Origin of the sequence: Shewanella sp. SG41-3, assembly GCF_014164545.1 — a bacterium.
Lineage (GTDB): Bacteria > Pseudomonadota > Gammaproteobacteria > Enterobacterales > Shewanellaceae > Shewanella > Shewanella vesiculosa.
In genome coordinates this window covers 231,935-247,079 of sequence record NZ_JACJFJ010000007.1, presented here as the reverse complement: position 1 = coordinate 247,079, position 15,145 = coordinate 231,935, and the positions used below count along the sequence as shown (strand labels likewise).

At 43.2% G+C, this 15,145-nt stretch carries 15 protein-coding genes; 9 read left to right on the top strand and 6 right to left on the bottom strand.

Annotation, left to right across the window (positions count from 1 at the left end):
- Nucleotides 1–37 precede the first annotated feature (37 nt).
- The 3 genes from H5164_RS15175 to H5164_RS15165 all read left to right on the top strand — a co-directional run bounded on the left by H5164_RS15175 (nt 38) and on the right by H5164_RS15165 (nt 2,080).
- On the top strand, nt 38–988 hold the full coding sequence (locus H5164_RS15175) for a hypothetical protein (protein WP_124016662.1): 951 nt from the start codon (nt 38–40) through the stop codon (nt 986–988).
- A complete protein-coding gene (locus H5164_RS15170) occupies nt 985–1,503 on the top strand; it encodes a hypothetical protein (protein ID WP_182756963.1) in 519 nt (172 codons plus the stop codon). The genes H5164_RS15175 and H5164_RS15170 overlap by 4 nt, the downstream gene beginning before the upstream one ends.
- 190 nt (nt 1,504–1,693) lie before the next feature.
- Nucleotides 1,694–2,080, top strand: coding sequence for an acyl-CoA thioesterase (locus H5164_RS15165; protein ID WP_371698145.1), 387 nt, complete (start codon nt 1,694–1,696; stop codon nt 2,078–2,080).
- Between the two features lie 40 nt (nt 2,081–2,120).
- Here H5164_RS15165 and H5164_RS15160 read toward each other — a convergent pair whose 3' ends face one another.
- Nucleotides 2,121–2,378: a GNAT family N-acetyltransferase gene (locus tag H5164_RS15160; RefSeq protein ID WP_182756961.1), complete on the bottom strand. Its 258-nt coding sequence runs from the start codon at nt 2,376–2,378 to the stop codon at nt 2,121–2,123.
- A gap of 79 nt (nt 2,379–2,457) precedes the next feature.
- Nucleotides 2,458–2,880, bottom strand: coding sequence for a thioesterase family protein (locus H5164_RS15155; protein WP_124016666.1), 423 nt, complete (start codon nt 2,878–2,880; stop codon nt 2,458–2,460).
- 137 nt (nt 2,881–3,017) lie between these two features.
- On the opposite strand from H5164_RS15155, the gene H5164_RS15150 reads away from it, so the two are divergent.
- Entirely contained in the window at nt 3,018–4,049 is a 1,032-nt protein-coding gene (locus tag H5164_RS15150) for a hypothetical protein (protein WP_182756959.1), read from the top strand.
- 59 nt (nt 4,050–4,108) lie between these two features.
- Here H5164_RS15150 and mtnC read toward each other — a convergent pair whose 3' ends face one another.
- On the bottom strand, nt 4,109–4,789 hold the full coding sequence (gene mtnC, locus H5164_RS15145; RefSeq protein WP_182756957.1) for an acireductone synthase: 681 nt from the start codon (nt 4,787–4,789) through the stop codon (nt 4,109–4,111).
- A gap of 185 nt (nt 4,790–4,974) precedes the next feature.
- On the opposite strand from mtnC, the gene H5164_RS15140 reads away from it, so the two are divergent.
- The gene (locus H5164_RS15140) at nt 4,975–6,195 is read left to right on the top strand and encodes an alpha/beta hydrolase-fold protein (RefSeq protein ID WP_259396830.1); all 1,221 of its coding nucleotides are present in this window, start codon (nt 4,975–4,977) and stop codon (nt 6,193–6,195) included.
- A 74-nt stretch (nt 6,196–6,269) separates the two neighbouring features.
- Here the strand turns inward: H5164_RS15140 and H5164_RS15135 are convergent, their stop codons facing one another.
- Nucleotides 6,270–8,135, bottom strand: a complete 1,866-nt coding sequence (locus H5164_RS15135; RefSeq protein ID WP_182756955.1) for a DUF885 family protein — start codon at nt 8,133–8,135, stop codon at nt 6,270–6,272.
- 180 nt (nt 8,136–8,315) lie between these two features.
- Here H5164_RS15135 and H5164_RS15130 point away from each other — a divergent pair, with 180 nt between their 5' ends.
- Both H5164_RS15130 and H5164_RS15125 read left to right on the top strand, forming a co-directional pair.
- On the top strand, nt 8,316–8,555 hold the full coding sequence (locus H5164_RS15130) for a YdcH family protein (RefSeq protein ID WP_124016670.1): 240 nt from the start codon (nt 8,316–8,318) through the stop codon (nt 8,553–8,555).
- A 327-nt stretch (nt 8,556–8,882) separates the two neighbouring features.
- Nucleotides 8,883–9,128: a hypothetical protein gene (locus H5164_RS15125; RefSeq protein ID WP_182756953.1), complete on the top strand. Its 246-nt coding sequence runs from the start codon at nt 8,883–8,885 to the stop codon at nt 9,126–9,128.
- A 295-nt stretch (nt 9,129–9,423) separates the two neighbouring features.
- On the opposite strand, the gene H5164_RS15120 is transcribed toward H5164_RS15125, so the two are convergent.
- Nucleotides 9,424–11,085 carry an amidohydrolase gene (locus H5164_RS15120; RefSeq protein ID WP_182756951.1) on the bottom strand — a complete coding sequence of 554 codons (1,662 nt, stop codon included), beginning with the start codon at nt 11,083–11,085 and terminating at the stop codon, nt 9,424–9,426.
- Nucleotides 11,086–11,303: 218 nt separating this feature from the next.
- A complete protein-coding gene (gene hutI, locus H5164_RS15115) occupies nt 11,304–12,536 on the bottom strand; it encodes an imidazolonepropionase (RefSeq protein ID WP_182756949.1) in 1,233 nt (410 codons plus the stop codon).
- 134 nt (nt 12,537–12,670) lie between these two features.
- Here hutI and hutC point away from each other — a divergent pair, with 134 nt between their 5' ends.
- On the top strand, nt 12,671–13,378 hold the full coding sequence (gene hutC / locus H5164_RS15110; protein WP_182756947.1) for a histidine utilization repressor: 708 nt from the start codon (nt 12,671–12,673) through the stop codon (nt 13,376–13,378).
- A gap of 94 nt (nt 13,379–13,472) precedes the next feature.
- On the top strand, nt 13,473–15,143 hold the full coding sequence (gene hutU / locus H5164_RS15105) for a urocanate hydratase (RefSeq protein ID WP_182756945.1): 1,671 nt from the start codon (nt 13,473–13,475) through the stop codon (nt 15,141–15,143).
- The last annotated feature ends 2 nt before the right edge of the window (nt 15,144–15,145 follow it).

The window sequence follows — 15,145 nt, the reverse complement described above, 5'->3', positions numbered from 1 at the left end:
AATGCCATTCTTAAAATGAGGCAACATAGAGGGAACTATGGAAATTATCACGGTAAATGGAAAGCCTGTTTTTAGGTCTAGCACTCAGTCTTTTTATGGCAATCAATTTAGCCAGAAAGTGTTAGCTAATATCGATACAAAAACGCTGTTCAAAAAAATTGACGCTATACCAGGGCTTGCGGGCGCAGGAATCGTTTATATTGATAGCAAGTACAACATTATTGAATTAAGAAAATTCGAACCTGTTTGCCAACTAAATCCGATTAAAATCGTTCTAAGGGAGCCGCCTCAATTAATGAGTCAGGCTGAGTTTGCCTCCCATTTAAAAGGTAGCCAAGGTAATATCCGTGAATCTAAATTAGTTGGTGAATTGGGAAATGCTGCTTGGAGTTGTGGGACTGCAATGGTTGGTTGGTTTGTAATTGCAACTAGTACCGTATCGATTCCCTTAACTGGTGGATTAAGCACTGCAATTACTTACCTTGCTTCAGCGGCTACAATTGCTGGTACCTTACAATGTATTAATGGTGTTGTTAGGGGCACAAATGAATTTATTGCACCTGAAAGAAATGATTATTTAGATAATCAAGAATGGTATGAAAACGCAACAATGGCAGTAGATTTAGTGTCGTTAGCGGGTGCTTCTGCTTCTGCTTTTGTAACAATCAAAACAATTAAGATTATGCAGGCAAATAGTGGAAGATCGACTTTAGATATGCTTAAGAGTTTGTCAAGACCAGAGCAAAGAAGGTTGAATAACGAAATAATTAGAGCCAATATACCAGGAGTATCCAACAAAATTTTGAAAAGTATAAGAAAAAGACCCGGATATAAATCCTATTCAACAAAACACATAACAGCATCTTTCCGGCTTCAGATAGTCGATGCTGTAGGTGCTTCTATGAGCTTTACTGGTAGTGTTTCATCCGGAACATTAAGATCTTTAGCAGTAGCCGTAGGTATTTATGAGGAGTTTCCTCCAGAATGAGTAATGATATTACAAAGGATGAATCTGTTGGTCTTTTCTCTTATGCCAAAGGAATGATCATTTTTCTCATGGCGTCTTTATTAATGACAGTTTCAATTGCTTTGATTCTATCATTTTCTATTCACGAGTATTTTTCACTAAGTCCTGAAATAATGCTCGTTATATTATGTTTTGCAACAATATACTTTTTTGTTGTCAATTTTCGAGTTGTGAGAGGTTCATTCCGAGCTGTGAAGATATTAAAATATACATTATATATTTTAATTTTTTTCTTTTTACCTTCCATGTTTATGCGCAGTTTTGAGATTACTTCCATTGCTGTAAACTTTATGTGTTTAACTTTTCCAATACTATCAATATGGATTATACAAAGTAGTATATATCTCGCTTTTGTTAAAAAGCAGCATGATGCAGTCCAAAATTGGAAGAATATACAGGCCGAGGCTGATATTGTCGTTGCACAACAGCGAAAATCTGCAGAGGTTATCGACGCCAGTAAGGATTCTATAAACTAAAATAATATAGTGGTCTGTCCCCCGGTACTTTCCTTGCATTCCCCATAATTCCTTCGCAATACAGACTTTTTTAATGACCTCGAGTGAGATGTGTCGTTAGAATGGGCTAATGACATTTGTTCAACGAACAAAACGTCAATGGACTCAAAATAATAATAAAGGATTCTTTGTGACAGACACTCAATTTAGCATGACCCTCAAACCGCGCTTTTGTGAAACCGACGCATTAGGACACATTAACAACACGGTTATTCCTGTGTGGTTTGAAGCGGCTCGTGAGCCCATTTTTGAAATCGTAAATCCAGGCCAAGATTTAACTAAGTGGAACATGATCATTGCTGGTTTTACCGTCGCCTTTACCGCACCAACATATTATGGCGCAGAAGTTGTGGTTAAAACGCATATTAGCCGTTTAGGCAATAGCAGCTTCGATATATTACAAAGCTGTTGGCAGCAAGGTAAAAAAACTGCTGAAGCGACCACTACTATGGTGCATTATAATTACCAAACTGAAAAAAGTGAGCCACTCGCTGAGTGTGTCCGTCAGCAATTGGCAGCGTTAACGGGTCCGGTTTAAGGCGTTAATGATCCATAATAGCTTTAGGTAACATAAGGGCTTAACGTATAAATTTGACCACATAGCTGCAGCTGGTATTGATGTTAAAATTTTCCGTTTTAGCCCACGCCAGCCCAGTACGAACTAATTTTTCGGCAATAGCTTGGCCGCGTAAAGCGGGTGGGACAAAGGTGCGTTGGAAATCGATACTTTGACCATCTAAGTGGTATTCGAGCACGGCTTCAGCCCCTTGAGTGACGACTACAAAACGATGTCGATCGACTTGATGTTGCACTGTTACAGCTTCTTGGTTGCTCATGGCTTATTCTCTATTGTTATTGATTGCTGCATTGTTTAAACAAAATTAATCTTTTTATTCATGCGGTTATAAAAGATCGTTATTCATGCAGCTTCAATGCGGCAAGTAATTCTGGAGTTAATTTGGCTTTTTGGTTTGTTTTGAAGTTAAACATCACCACTTTTGCCCAGCCGATAGTCGTAACAGCTTGCTGTGCTTTACTGAACACGGTGTAATGCATCACAAAGCGGTCTTGAGTGATGTCACTTATTTTTACGCCAACAATGATAGCGTCAGGAAAGGTCAGTGGGCGCTTAAAGCGGGCATTGGTTTCGCTTAATACTGGGCCTACTCCAGTGGTTTTTATATCGCCTAGTAGGTTAATTTGATTAAAGAAATCGAGACGCGCGGTTTCAAAGTACTTAAAATATACTGAGTTATTAACGTGTTGTAGAGCATCCATTTCACCCCATGCTACTTGAATGTCTGTGCTGATAGAATGTTGAGCTAAAAAGTCATTCATGGCGGTTCTCTGTTGTGGATTAATAAATTAAACGCTTGTTTAAATTTCAACTGTTAATCTAACAGTCCGGACGATGAACAACAAGGGACAGTGGCTATTACAGTAAGTATATCCAGTGAACTTATAAGGATTTCACCTTGCGAAAAGAGACTTATCTAACAACATCGAGTTTATGGATATCGTCATGTTGGGCAGTGTTTACTGCACGATTTGCTAAGCTGCAAACTCAACTTAGTGCGCCGCAAAAGCTCTACCTCGTCGCGATAGTGTTGTTGTTTTGTACTGACTCCGTTGTGTGGGTGGCGATTATCAGCGTCATGGCGATGTCGATTGAGTTCTGGCATTTATTTGAACGCATGTGGCACAGTTTGGCTGGTAAAGCGGTGTTGTTATTGTTCTACGCCATCGTAGCTAATTTTGCCTTGGCAAGCTCAAGTTCAGTGGTTAACGATGTGGTTGGTGTGGCTGCTAGTAGTTTTAATTATACTCATAACTTTGCCATATTATTGTATATCCCAGCATGGAGTGTGGTGATGAGCTGTATAGTATTGTTAGTACTGCAGCTTATTTTCCCGCTGATGTTTGCCGTGTCTTTTTTACTCCGTCCTTTTGGTGTAACCAATTTTCGCTTGATTAGTCATCAACATTTTCATCGTACTACTTTTTGGGTGCGGGTGATTTTAGCTGCTGTTGTGCTGTATCACCTTGCCATGCTGATGGATCTGGGTGGGCAGATTGAGAAAGCCTTAGATGATCCACAAGTTGTGCAATTAGTTGAAGCCAAAACAGAAGATGAAATAATCGCAGATGATGGCACCCCTTTAGTTGTAAAACAACAAGGTGAGCAGCAAGAGGTTGCAGAGCCTCCGTTGATTAAAAGTGCTGATGAATTGGTGCATGATCAAGAACGTGACGTGATCGATGAGATTGCGAAGCGGCCATATAACCATTTACGCAGCCAGTATTTTACCAGTGTGCGCAAAGCCATTGCCTTGTTTGCTTTTCAGTTAGAGGCTAATGCTAAATCGCGCTGCCATAAGCTGCCACTGTCGCATGTAGTTGAACTTAATGATTATGAAATACTTGAGATAACGCCAGATATCAATGCTGTGTATGGTTATCATTTTGAAGTTAAAAAATGCATCTCACCGGCATTTCCTAGCAGCTAATAAGTAGCACATATAAAAAAACGACCCAAGAGGCGTTTTTTATATGTGCTGCTAAAGTCTTAATCGAAGGTTAGCTCACTAAAGCTAGTTACTTTTTTACACTTAGCTTGACGTTGATCGGCAAAACGGATCATTTGGCAAGTCGTCATCCCCGCAGCTTCTGCAGCAACAAGTTCTTCTGCTACGTCTGACACAAATAAGATCTGCTTTGGCTTCAAGCTGATGGTATTGCAAATATTGCAGTAGGCTTGTTTGTCTAACTTATTGCCTGTTCGGGTATCAAAGTGACCATTGAACGAACTGGTTAAATCGCCTGCTTCGGTGTGGCTGAATAACAGTTTTTGTGCTTCGACAGAGCCAGAAGAGAAGCTGTAAATACGAATGCCCTTCTCTTTAATGCGCTCAATGCTCTCGATAAAGTCTGGATAAATATGGCCAGTAAACTCAACGCGGTTATAACCCTGTTTCCAGATTAATCCCTGCAGGGTTTTCAGTGGCGTAAGTTTGCGATCTTCGTCGATCCATTGCTGTAAAATCTCGATGACTCGTTCAAGTGACGCATCGGGTTCTAAGGCGATATCTTTAACATCGCTAATACAATAATCAACGACTACGTTATGTTGGTTTTGCTCAAGAAAATCAGCCATAGCCTTTCTTGAGTAAGGAAATAACACATCCTGAATAAAGTTAAGATCGGTAGTGGTACCGGCGGTATCAACGATAATAGCTCTAATGCTCATAAGACTTGTTACTCCAAAACAATAATTAACTTAATGATGATCCTATGCTTTATTGGGGATTAAGGCTAGTGCTATTCATCACTTTGCCCCTGTATTCGCTGATTTTGAGTGCAAGGTGTGAGCTAAGTTTAGATAACGCTAAATTGCCTTGAGTGATGCGGTCTGGTAGCTTCAGGGATAACTTTATGCTCGAGTTTTACAAGGAAGGCACCATGCTTGCAACAGGGACAAAACGTTATTTCAAATGGCCACTCATTTGGATTAACCGTATAACGAGATACACTCTATTACTGAGTTTTTTCTCCATAGGCGCGGTGTCTGCCACTGAGGTATGGCCGCAACTTAACACTGAAACCCTGAGTGTCAGTTCCACTCTATTTAGTGACCCAGCTGACTTTGTGGTGACCTTGCCAAACGGTTATACCAAGCAAACCGATAAGCGTTATGTGGTGTTATTTGACTTACACCCACGTAGCCATTTGTATTTGTCGGGAATGCACGATTGGATGAGCCATAATGGCGGATGGCCGTGGTTAGAGACTATCATTGTCACCGCGCCTGATGGTCATCAAGGGCTAGGTAAGTTGAAAAAGCAGGCCATTGAACAACGAGGCGACCAAGCTTTACTGGATTTTTTTGAGCAAGACTTATTGCCAGCGATAGATAAACGTTATCGTACCAATGGCTTTCGTATTTTTAATGGTTTTACTGGCAATGCGGGTTTAGTGCTATATAGCCTCATCAATCGTCCTAGTCTGTTTAATGCGTATATTGCTGCCAGTCCGGTACTTTCTAAAGAGTTTGCCTACGTGTTAAACGATGCGCCTAAAAAGCTGCAAAGCATAAAAAACCAGGCACGATTTTTATTCGTGAGCACTAGCGACAGCGATTTTGAGCAAAGGCAGCTCGACTCGTTTGCGACGCTTGAAAATATTATTCAGACCCATGCCAATAGCAAATTGAATTATCAAATAAAGCGCTTTGATGGCAGCTATTATATGACTCAACCTATTTTGGCGACGGCATTGGGTATTGAGATGATATTTAATGATGTGCATACCGTATTAGCGGCAGACTCTGAGGTGTCACAACAAGGAACTAAGGCCATTCTAGCCTATTACAAGCACCTTTCAGATGACGTTTATGGCTTTGATGTACCTGCGATTGATTCACTGCTAGCGTTGGCTGATAGTTTACCTCCAGAGCAAGCCATTAGTGTATATCAAGATACGATTAACGCTTACCCAAAAGCTGACTCCGCTTATCATTCGTTAGCCAGTGTTTATGCAGCAGCAGGTGACATTGACCAAGCAATCGCTTTTGAAAAACAAGCGCTCGCCAATACTGATCATCCGTTTTATCAAAGTAAATACACTCAGCAATTAGCTGAATATCAAGCGCAGTAAAATTAACTCTGGTGAGTTTATTACAGTAAAATACGGGGCGAGATTTCGCCCCGTATTTTTGATTGCGTTATTGTTTACGCAGCAGTTTCAAGCCACTGATTGATTTTCTGCTCCATTAAATCCAACGGTAATGCACCATTTTCTAAAAGACGATCATGAAACACTTTAATATCGAACTTATCACCTAAAACTTGTTTGGCTTTTTCGCGAAGTTCGATAATTTTTAGCTCACCTAGTTTATAACCCAGTGCTTGCCCCGGCCATACTGTGTAACGTTCAATCTCAGCTGTCGCTTCAGATTGATGAATACCTTCAGTCGCTACCGCGTAATCAATGGCTTTTTCACGGCTCCAACCTTTGGCGTGCATGCCCGTATCAACCACTAAACGTACTGCACGATGTAGTTCAGATTGTAAGCGACCAATATTATCAATTGGGTCATTAGCATAAATACCCATTTCGGCAGCTAGGCGTTCAGCGTACAAGGCCCAGCCTTCACCAGCCGCATTGGAGTAAAATACGGTACTCAACAGGGGCAATTCATCAGACAAGCCAATAATGGTTTGTAAATGATGACCTGGATTGGTTTCGTGGTAGGTCAAGGTTTGTAATGAATATGATGGCAGTGATGCTGTATCATACAAGCTGATCCAGAACGTGCCTTTGCGTGAACCATCTTGCGATGGGGCATCATAAAATGCACCGCTAGTTGAAGCCGCACGACTATCTGGTACCGCTTCAATGGCCACATCTTGGTCAGGTAAACGGCCAAACCAGTCTGGTAATTTGGCATCAACTAAGGCTAAGTCGGCATCAATATCGGCCATTAGTTGTTGCTTACCTTCTGGCGTATTTGGGTAAAGATATTGTGGGTCGTTGAGCAATACTTGCATGCGCTCACCTACAGTACCGTCAACATAACCCACCTCTTTAAGTAGTCCGTCCATTTCGAGAGTAATCCGTGCCACTTCGGCCAAACCGAGTTGATGAATGTCATCGGCGGTTTTAGTTGAGTTACCTAAATGTTGGATAAGTGTCTGATATAGCTTAGCCCCTTGAGGCAAACGACCAATGCCAGCTTCATGGGTTGCTTTTGGACGCACGGCTTCTAACGCATTGATTAGTTGGCGAGTTGCGGCATAGTATTTAGTTTCAACCAGTTCAGCGGCAGAGCTCATTAACGCATCACTACCCGCAACCTTTGCAGTATTAAGTTTAGCGCCAAAACTGGTGACTAAAGGATGCATGTTAGCCGGGCTGCTGATTTGTGCCTGTAACCCTCGTAAGGTGTTATCAATAACAAAATCGGGTGGAATGACGCCTATATCGGCATCATGGTTAAGCTTATCGACAAGCGTTCCCATTGCTGCAGGGTACATGCTTAAACGGTTTAAATAGGCGTTCGCTTCATCGGTATTGGTTACGGCAAATTTGTCTTCCATATAACCCGGAAATTCAATTTGTAAACCCGATAGGTGGTTGACGGAGTAGGGTAAAAACCACACACCATATTCGCCTAATACCGTGCCATAATTCACTGTTTGAGCCGGCAGCAATGCGCCTTTTACTTCCGATTTTATCGCGCTCAAGCTTATTTTCTCTGAATCGCTAAGGCTTGAGGCATCAATACTGTTCAGTTGACTCAGTATTGCCTTAAGGCCTTTTCGACGGTGAGTTTCACCAGATGGGCTGTAGTCGGTGAGTTTAGACATCACTTTGGCGTTGATACTGGCATCGCTCACGCCATAGTAAGTGGCAATTTCTGGTCTAAGTAGAAAGTAATCTCTCGTGATCGACTCTACTTGTTGTTTAAGGCTTAGCTTGGTCGCTGAGTTACCTGTTTGGTCGCTGGCTGTTTTTGAGTTGTTATTAGATGTGCTGGGATCAGAACAAGCGGTGGCAAGCAGACTTATAATAATGGCAGGGATAATTTTTTTCATTGATTACTCATTACGTTAATAGTGGCATTCAAGTACGAATATGAACATATCCTAACAGTTATGAGGCTTAAGCTGTTGCAGTTTTATGTGCGACCTATTGAAAAATAACGCTGTCAGTTTGACGATGAGGTATAAATATGGTCTAACATTATTGAACATTGACATGAAATGGAGAAGGATATGTTAGGTGAAAGCCATGCGTTATTAGTTGATTTTCCTGAGTATCAAGACAAGATTTTGATGTTAACCGCCACTGATACTGAGTTTGCAGAAGATGCAAAGCAGTATCATAATTTAGATACTGAAATTCGTAAGCTGGAGTTACGCAACTCTCCAACAAGTGATGACTTTATGCATCAAGCAAAACTTGACCGAACCGTGCTCAAAGACAAGCTTTACCAGCAGTTTACGCAAGCTTAATTCGTTTATTCGGCATTTTTGGCTATGTCACCATTTAGGTTGTGATGACATGGTCAATTCTTGCTGCCATACCAGACAATTAAATTTGGCATAACATTGCTGGTTATTGTTCGATTCTTATCATGTTAGGTTGCCATTCTGTACCGTTGTAGCGGCGTTAAAACGCCATAGGAGTCGATTGAACTCACTTATAGAGACATTGATAGCATTGAGTTGTATAGCTTAAAACCTGAGGTTCTTTCTTCTTGGGAAGAGCTTGGACGACTATTATTGGCTGATGAATTTTTAGAAACTCCAAGTACAGGTGCGCCTTAAGATAAGTCACATGTGTCGAGTCGTATTCTAGATGAAGTATTGCCTATTTTTACTCAACAAGATTATCAAATTCGAATGCTGGTAGAAGGCTTGGCTCAGTTAATCTATAAAGCAACGATTAAAGGGCCAAATGACCTAGCTGTATCTTATTTTGTACCTTATTCGACTTGGAAGTTGAGTGGTCAAACTTGGCAAATGTTATTTCATCAAGGTACTTCATGTGAACCTTTTGACGTTTTCAGTAACAATGTGCAGTAGCTAAGTTGAGTTAGCTACTGTTTTAGAACCTTTCAAATATGATCTTACCTTCGGACAACCATGAGGTTAAATCGAAGTAACTAGAATCGCAGGTGCAGATGAGTCAGCGAGTATCCAAAACAGGGATGTTTTGGCTAAGCCCACACGGATGTGCTTGCGGCGTCTCGCTTAATCATCTGCACTGAGCCTGCGGCTGGCAATTAGTCACAGTGAAGTGACGATTCAAGTTAAGCCAAGCCAGTACCAAGTCGTTTAGGCGCAGTAACTTACTACGCTAAACGGCGTCCCAAATCATTTACTCTTGTACAAATACCTGATGGCCGTTGACCCAGGTGGCGATGACGTTGTTTTGCCAAATCTGTTGTGGGTCAATTTTAAAATAATCATCTTCGACTAAGATAAAGTCAGCTTTTTTACCGGGTTCTAATGAACCTAATAATTGTTCTTGGTGGCCCGCGTAGGCGGCGTCGATGGTGAAGCTTTTGAGTGCTTCGATGCGTGATAGTTTTTCGCTAGAGAGCCAGCCGTCGAGTGGCTGGTTAACATGATCTTGGCGGGTAACTGATGCATGTAATCCAAAAAATGGGTTAGGTGACTCGATGGGAAAGTCTGAACCGTTGGCGATAACGGCATTGGCGTTTAACAGTTTTCGCCATGCATAAGCGCCGGCTAGACGGGCTTTACCTAAACGATTTTCGGCCATGTTTTTATCGCTGGTGGCGTGGGTTGCTTGAATTGAGGCGATAACCCCAAGTTGGGCAAAGCGCGGTATATCGGCTAAATCGAGAATTTGTGCGTGTTCAATGCGGTGGCGTAATGCTTTAGAGTCTGTAGCTGCAATCGCGGTTTGGTATTTATCGAGTACGACTTGATTGGCATTATCGCCAATGGCGTGGGTGTTGACCTGAAATCCCGCTTTCATCGACTGTAAAATTAGTTTGCCTAATTGCTCGTCTGAGTAAAGCATTAAGCCTTTATGGCCAGGTTGATCTGAGTATTCTTTGATTAACGCAGCGCCGCGACTGCCCAGTGCACCATCGGCTGAGATTTTAACGCTGTCGACTTTAAACATATCGTCAGCCGTGGTGATGAATCCTTGTTTTAATATGGTGTCAAAGCGTGGGTCTTCTACCGACAGCATGCCATTGACTCGAATGCTCATGGCTTTTTTATCGGCTAATTGCTGATAGGCTTTGATGTTAGCAATGCTAATGCCAGCATCGTGAACGCTGGTGAGTCCGTAAGAGGCAAGGCTGTTCATCGCTAGCGTTAAAGTGGATTCAAGTTGCTGCTGGTTAAGGTCTGGAATGATGTTAAACACTAAGTTCATTGCATTGTCGATAAGTACGCCAGTTGGATTACCTTGCTCATCTTTAACAATTTCCCCGCCTTCTGGCGCGACTGTGTTAGCGGAAATACCGGCTAGGGCTAGGGCTTTGCTATTCACCCAAATAGCATGGCCATCTACCCGACCAAATGACACTGGGTTAGCGCTAAAGGCTTTATCTAGGCTTTCTTTGCTGGGAAACTGCTTACTGTCCCATAATTCTTGGTTCCAACCGCGACCCATCAACCAGCCATCGGTGGGATTTTTTTTACTGAATGCTTGAGCTCGCGCAACAGCATCTTGCTCGCTACTGGTATTGGTCAAATCAGCGGTGAGCAGACTCAAGCCGTAATTCAGTACATGACCATGGGCGTCGATTAATCCAGGCAGTAGCGTTTTACCTTGTCCATCAATTAAGGTGATATCAGTCGCCGTGGGTAAGGTTTGATTTTGGTTAAATAACTGATCAATTTTATCATCGGTAAATTGAATCGCATTAAAGGTTTGCAGTTTGCCGTCAACGAGAGTGTAGCCATTAACGTGATGCACCAGTGTGGTTTGCGCCATGCTGTTAGCGCTAAAACCTGCAAAACCCAATGCTATCGATAGCGCTAAATACCCTTTTTTCATCTTGTTATCCCTTGTCATACGACCATTTAATCAGTACCCATTAAATGTTAATTAATCGTTAATGGCAAGAGGCGTAATGGGATGTCGATTAGCGTTTTATGTGTTTAACTCCTTTGTCTAAGGATTTGTAAATTAGCTTAACGGCCAATTCTGATTAGACGTTAAGCTGTTGTCATGGCGGATGACTAAATCACAGTAACTGACTGGTTACTGCACGATTAATGCGGTAGGGCAATTATCTGACCTTTTTTGACCACGGTTTTGCACGGATTAACCCCGTATGCGTAAGCCAATTGTGCTGGTGTGGTGATATCCCACAAGCAGAAGTCAGCTTGTTTGCCGACTGCGATACTGCCAAGGTGATTGTCGATGCCTAAGGATTTTGCTGCATTAATGGTCACACCTTGTAAGGCTTCTTCTGGGGTTAATCTAAATAGCGTACAGGCCATATTGAGCATTAATAAGGTTGAGCAAATAGGCGATGACCCCGGATTAAAATCGCTGGCAATCACCATAGGTACCTTGTATTGGCGCAATAATTCAATTGGCGGTAATTGGGTTTCGCGTAAAAAGTAAAATGCCCCTGGTAACAAGGTTGCGCAGGTACCGCTTTCACTAATGGCTTTAACGCCAGCTTCGTCTAAAAACTCAATATGATCGACTGATTTAGCCCCAAGCTTGGCGGCTAAGGCGCTACCGCCCATGTTGGTTAATTGCTCGGCATGCAGTTTTATCTGTAATCCTGCTTGTTTAGCTGCGGTTAATACTCGCTCCGTTTGCTCAAGACTAAAGGCGATATTTTCACAAAAGACATCCACAGCATCAGCAAGGTTTTCAGCGATTACCGCGGGGAGCATGTCATTGATGACGAGGTCGATGTACGCATCGGCATTATCTTTATATTCTGGCGGGATAGCATGGGCGCCTAAAAAGGTGGTGCAGACGTCAATATGATGATGCTCGCCGAGTTCACGCGCTACGCGAAGTAATTTAAGTTCGGTTTCGGTGTTCAAGCCATAGCCTGATTTAATTTCAACTGTGGTGACGCCTTCTCTGGCTAGGGCGTTTAAGCGTTGTCGGCCCAGTTCAAAGAGTTCGGCTTCATCGGCATCACGACACGCATTAACCGTTGAGATAATACCGCCACCTGCGCGAGCGATTTCGGCGTAAGTCGCACCTTGTAAACGCTGTTCAAATTCGTGGGCACGATTACCGGCAAAGACTAAGTGGGTGTGTGCATCAATGAGCCCCGGCGTGATCCAGCCGCCTTTGCCTCTGTAAACAGGTGTTGCCAGTACATCAAACTCAGGTAGTTCACTGCGCGGGCCAACCCAAGCAATTTTACCGTCTTTTACTGCAATGGCCGCTTGATGTATTACGCCGTAAGCCCCTTGGATATTGGTATCCATGGTGGCCACGTTTACATCAATCCACACTTGATCCCACGACATAACATCCCCTCAAAATCGGTTTATAACTGTTTGCTAAACAATACTTGTTTTAGCTTGTATATACAAGGTAGGATGAGTGATGTGTTTTTAAACAGCAATGGCATTATTGTCTAAAAAACCTGAGAGCTGCTGATATGGTCCAAGCAAAGTTTGCCCAAATAAAACAATTCATTTTGAGCCGTATTGAAACGGGCGAATGGCAAGAAAACGATCGAGTGCCGTCTGAAAATCAGTTAACTGAATTGTTTGCCTGTAGCCGCATGACAGCAAGGCGGGCGTTAACTGAGCTGGTGGACTCGGGCGTGTTAGAGCGCACTCAAGGGGTAGGCACGTTTGTGGCAGGATTAAAGTCGCAATCGTCACTGTTGGCTATTCGTAATATTGCTGACGAGATAAAAGATCGCGGCCATGGCTATAGCGTTCAACAGCTGGAACTAAAACAAATCGATGCCTCAACAGCGGTGGCGAATGCGTTAGGACTTGAAGTCGGCAACCCAGTATTTTATTCAGTATTAGTGCATTGCGAGCAAGGCTTACCACTGCAAGTTGAAGAGCGGTATGTGAATCCACTACTTGTACCTAATTACCTACAACAAGATTTTAACTTACATACACCCCATGAATATTTATCGGCGGTGGCGCCACTGACAGAGGCTAAACATACCGTTGAAGCCATTATGGCTAATGAGCTGTTGCAGCAACGTTTAGCTATTACGGCGAGTGAACCCTGTTTACAAATTTTACGTCGTACTTGGTCACGCCAAGGTGTGGTCAGTTTTGCTCGCTTAGTTCACCCGGGCAGCAAGTTTAAACTGGGTGGTCATTTAACGTTTGCGCGTTAAATAGTGATATCGAAAATGAAAACCTTAAGACATTAATCATAAACAACAAGACCAATAAAAAACCAAACCGAATTAATCGGTTGAAGAGGATAATATGGACAAACGACATGATCCAAGCCGTCGCATTATTGCCCCGCACGGTACTCAATTACAGTGTAAAAGCTGGTTAACTGAAGCGGCAATGCGGATGTTAATGAATAACCTCCACCCAGATGTAGCCGAGCGCCCAGAAGACCTAGTGGTTTATGGCGGTATTGGCCGTGCTGCGCGTGACTGGCAAAGTTACGACAAGATTATTGAGGTGCTAAAACGCCTTGAAGACGATGAAACCTTATTAGTGCAGTCTGGTAAACCTGTTGGGGTGTTTACCACTCATGCCAATGCGCCCCGCGTGATTATTGCTAATTCAAACCTAGTACCACATTGGGCTAACTGGGAGCACTTTAATGAACTGGATAAAAAAGGTTTGGCTATGTATGGCCAAATGACCGCTGGTTCGTGGATTTATATTGGTTCCCAAGGCATTGTTCAAGGCACCTACGAAACCTTTGTCGCCATGGCAAAACAGCACTTTAATGGCTCGTCAGCAGGCAAGTGGATTTTAACTGGCGGTTTAGGCGGCATGGGCGGCGCGCAACCATTGGCTGGTACTATGGCGGGTTATTCAGTATTAACCTGTGAAGTCGATGAAAGCCGTATCGATTTTCGCATGCGCACCGGTTACGTAGACAAAAAAGCCACTTCATTAGATCAAGCATTAGCGATGATTTATGAAGCAAACCAAAGCGGCAAGCCTGTTTCGGTAGGTTTATTAGCGAATGCCGCCGATGTGTTTACTGAGTTAGTGACTCGCGGCATTGTGCCTGATGTGGTCACTGACCAAACCTCAGCCCACGATCCATTAAACGGCTATTTACCTCAAGGCTGGACCTTAGAGCACGCAGCGCAAATGCGTAAAACTGATGAAGCGGCAGTGGTTAAAGCGGCTAAGCAGTCAATGGCCGTTCAAGTTAAAGCTATGTTGGCATTACAAGCTGCCGGTGCGGCAACCACGGATTACGGTAATAATATTCGTCAAATGGCCTTTGAAGAAGGTGTGACGAATGCGTTCGACTTCCCAGGGTTTGTGCCTGCGTATGTGCGGCCATTATTTTGTGAAGGCATTGGACCATTCCGTTGGGTCGCCTTGTCTGGCGATCCGCAAGATATCTATAAGACAGATGCCAAAGTCAAAGAGCTGATCCCTGATAATCCGCAGTTACACAATTGGCTCGACATGGCGCGTGAGCGTATTGCATTTCAAGGTCTGCCGGCACGTATCTGTTGGGTTGGCTTAAAAGATCGCGCTCGTTTAGCGTTAGCCTTTAATGAAATGGTCAAAAATGGTGAGTTATCCGCACCGATTGTCATTGGTCGTGATCACTTAGATTCTGGCTCAGTTGCCAGTCCAAACCGTGAAACTGAAGCCATGCTCGACGGTTCTGATGCGGTATCGGATTGGCCATTAATGAATGCTTTACTCAATACGGCCAGTGGTGCGACTTGGGTATCATTACATCATGGCGGCGGCGTAGGCATGGGTTTTAGTCAGCACTCAGGGGTGGTGATTGTTGCCGATGGTACCGATGAGGCTGCGGTGAGATTAGGCCGAGTATTATGGAACGACCCCGCTACTGGGGTAATGCGTCATGCAGATGCTGGCTATGACATTGCAAAAAACTGCGCCAAAGAGCAAGGCTTAGACCTGCCAATGTTAGGAGCATAACC

What these genes read in the sequence shown, in the direction of transcription:
- hutU (WP_182756945.1), top strand. Translation starts at nt 13,473, where the DNA reads ATGGACAAACGACATGATCCAAGCCGTCGCATTATTGCCCCGCACGGT.
- H5164_RS15155 (WP_124016666.1), bottom strand. Translation starts at nt 2,880, where the DNA reads ATGAATGACTTTTTAGCTCAACATTCTATCAGCACAGACATTCAAGTA.
- H5164_RS15120 (WP_182756951.1), bottom strand. Translation starts at nt 11,085, where the DNA reads ATGAAAAAAGGGTATTTAGCGCTATCGATAGCATTGGGTTTTGCAGGT.
- H5164_RS15175 (WP_124016662.1), top strand. Translation starts at nt 38, where the DNA reads ATGGAAATTATCACGGTAAATGGAAAGCCTGTTTTTAGGTCTAGCACT.
- hutC (WP_182756947.1), top strand. Translation starts at nt 12,671, where the DNA reads ATGGTCCAAGCAAAGTTTGCCCAAATAAAACAATTCATTTTGAGCCGT.
- H5164_RS15130 (WP_124016670.1), top strand. Translation starts at nt 8,316, where the DNA reads ATGTTAGGTGAAAGCCATGCGTTATTAGTTGATTTTCCTGAGTATCAA.
- H5164_RS15165 (WP_371698145.1), top strand. Translation starts at nt 1,694, where the DNA reads ATGACCCTCAAACCGCGCTTTTGTGAAACCGACGCATTAGGACACATT.
- hutI (WP_182756949.1), bottom strand. Translation starts at nt 12,536, where the DNA reads ATGTCGTGGGATCAAGTGTGGATTGATGTAAACGTGGCCACCATGGAT.
- H5164_RS15140 (WP_259396830.1), top strand. Translation starts at nt 4,975, where the DNA reads ATGCTCGAGTTTTACAAGGAAGGCACCATGCTTGCAACAGGGACAAAA.
- H5164_RS15170 (WP_182756963.1), top strand. Translation starts at nt 985, where the DNA reads ATGAGTAATGATATTACAAAGGATGAATCTGTTGGTCTTTTCTCTTAT.
- H5164_RS15135 (WP_182756955.1), bottom strand. Translation starts at nt 8,135, where the DNA reads ATGAAAAAAATTATCCCTGCCATTATTATAAGTCTGCTTGCCACCGCT.
- mtnC (WP_182756957.1), bottom strand. Translation starts at nt 4,789, where the DNA reads ATGAGCATTAGAGCTATTATCGTTGATACCGCCGGTACCACTACCGAT.
- H5164_RS15160 (WP_182756961.1), bottom strand. Translation starts at nt 2,378, where the DNA reads ATGAGCAACCAAGAAGCTGTAACAGTGCAACATCAAGTCGATCGACAT.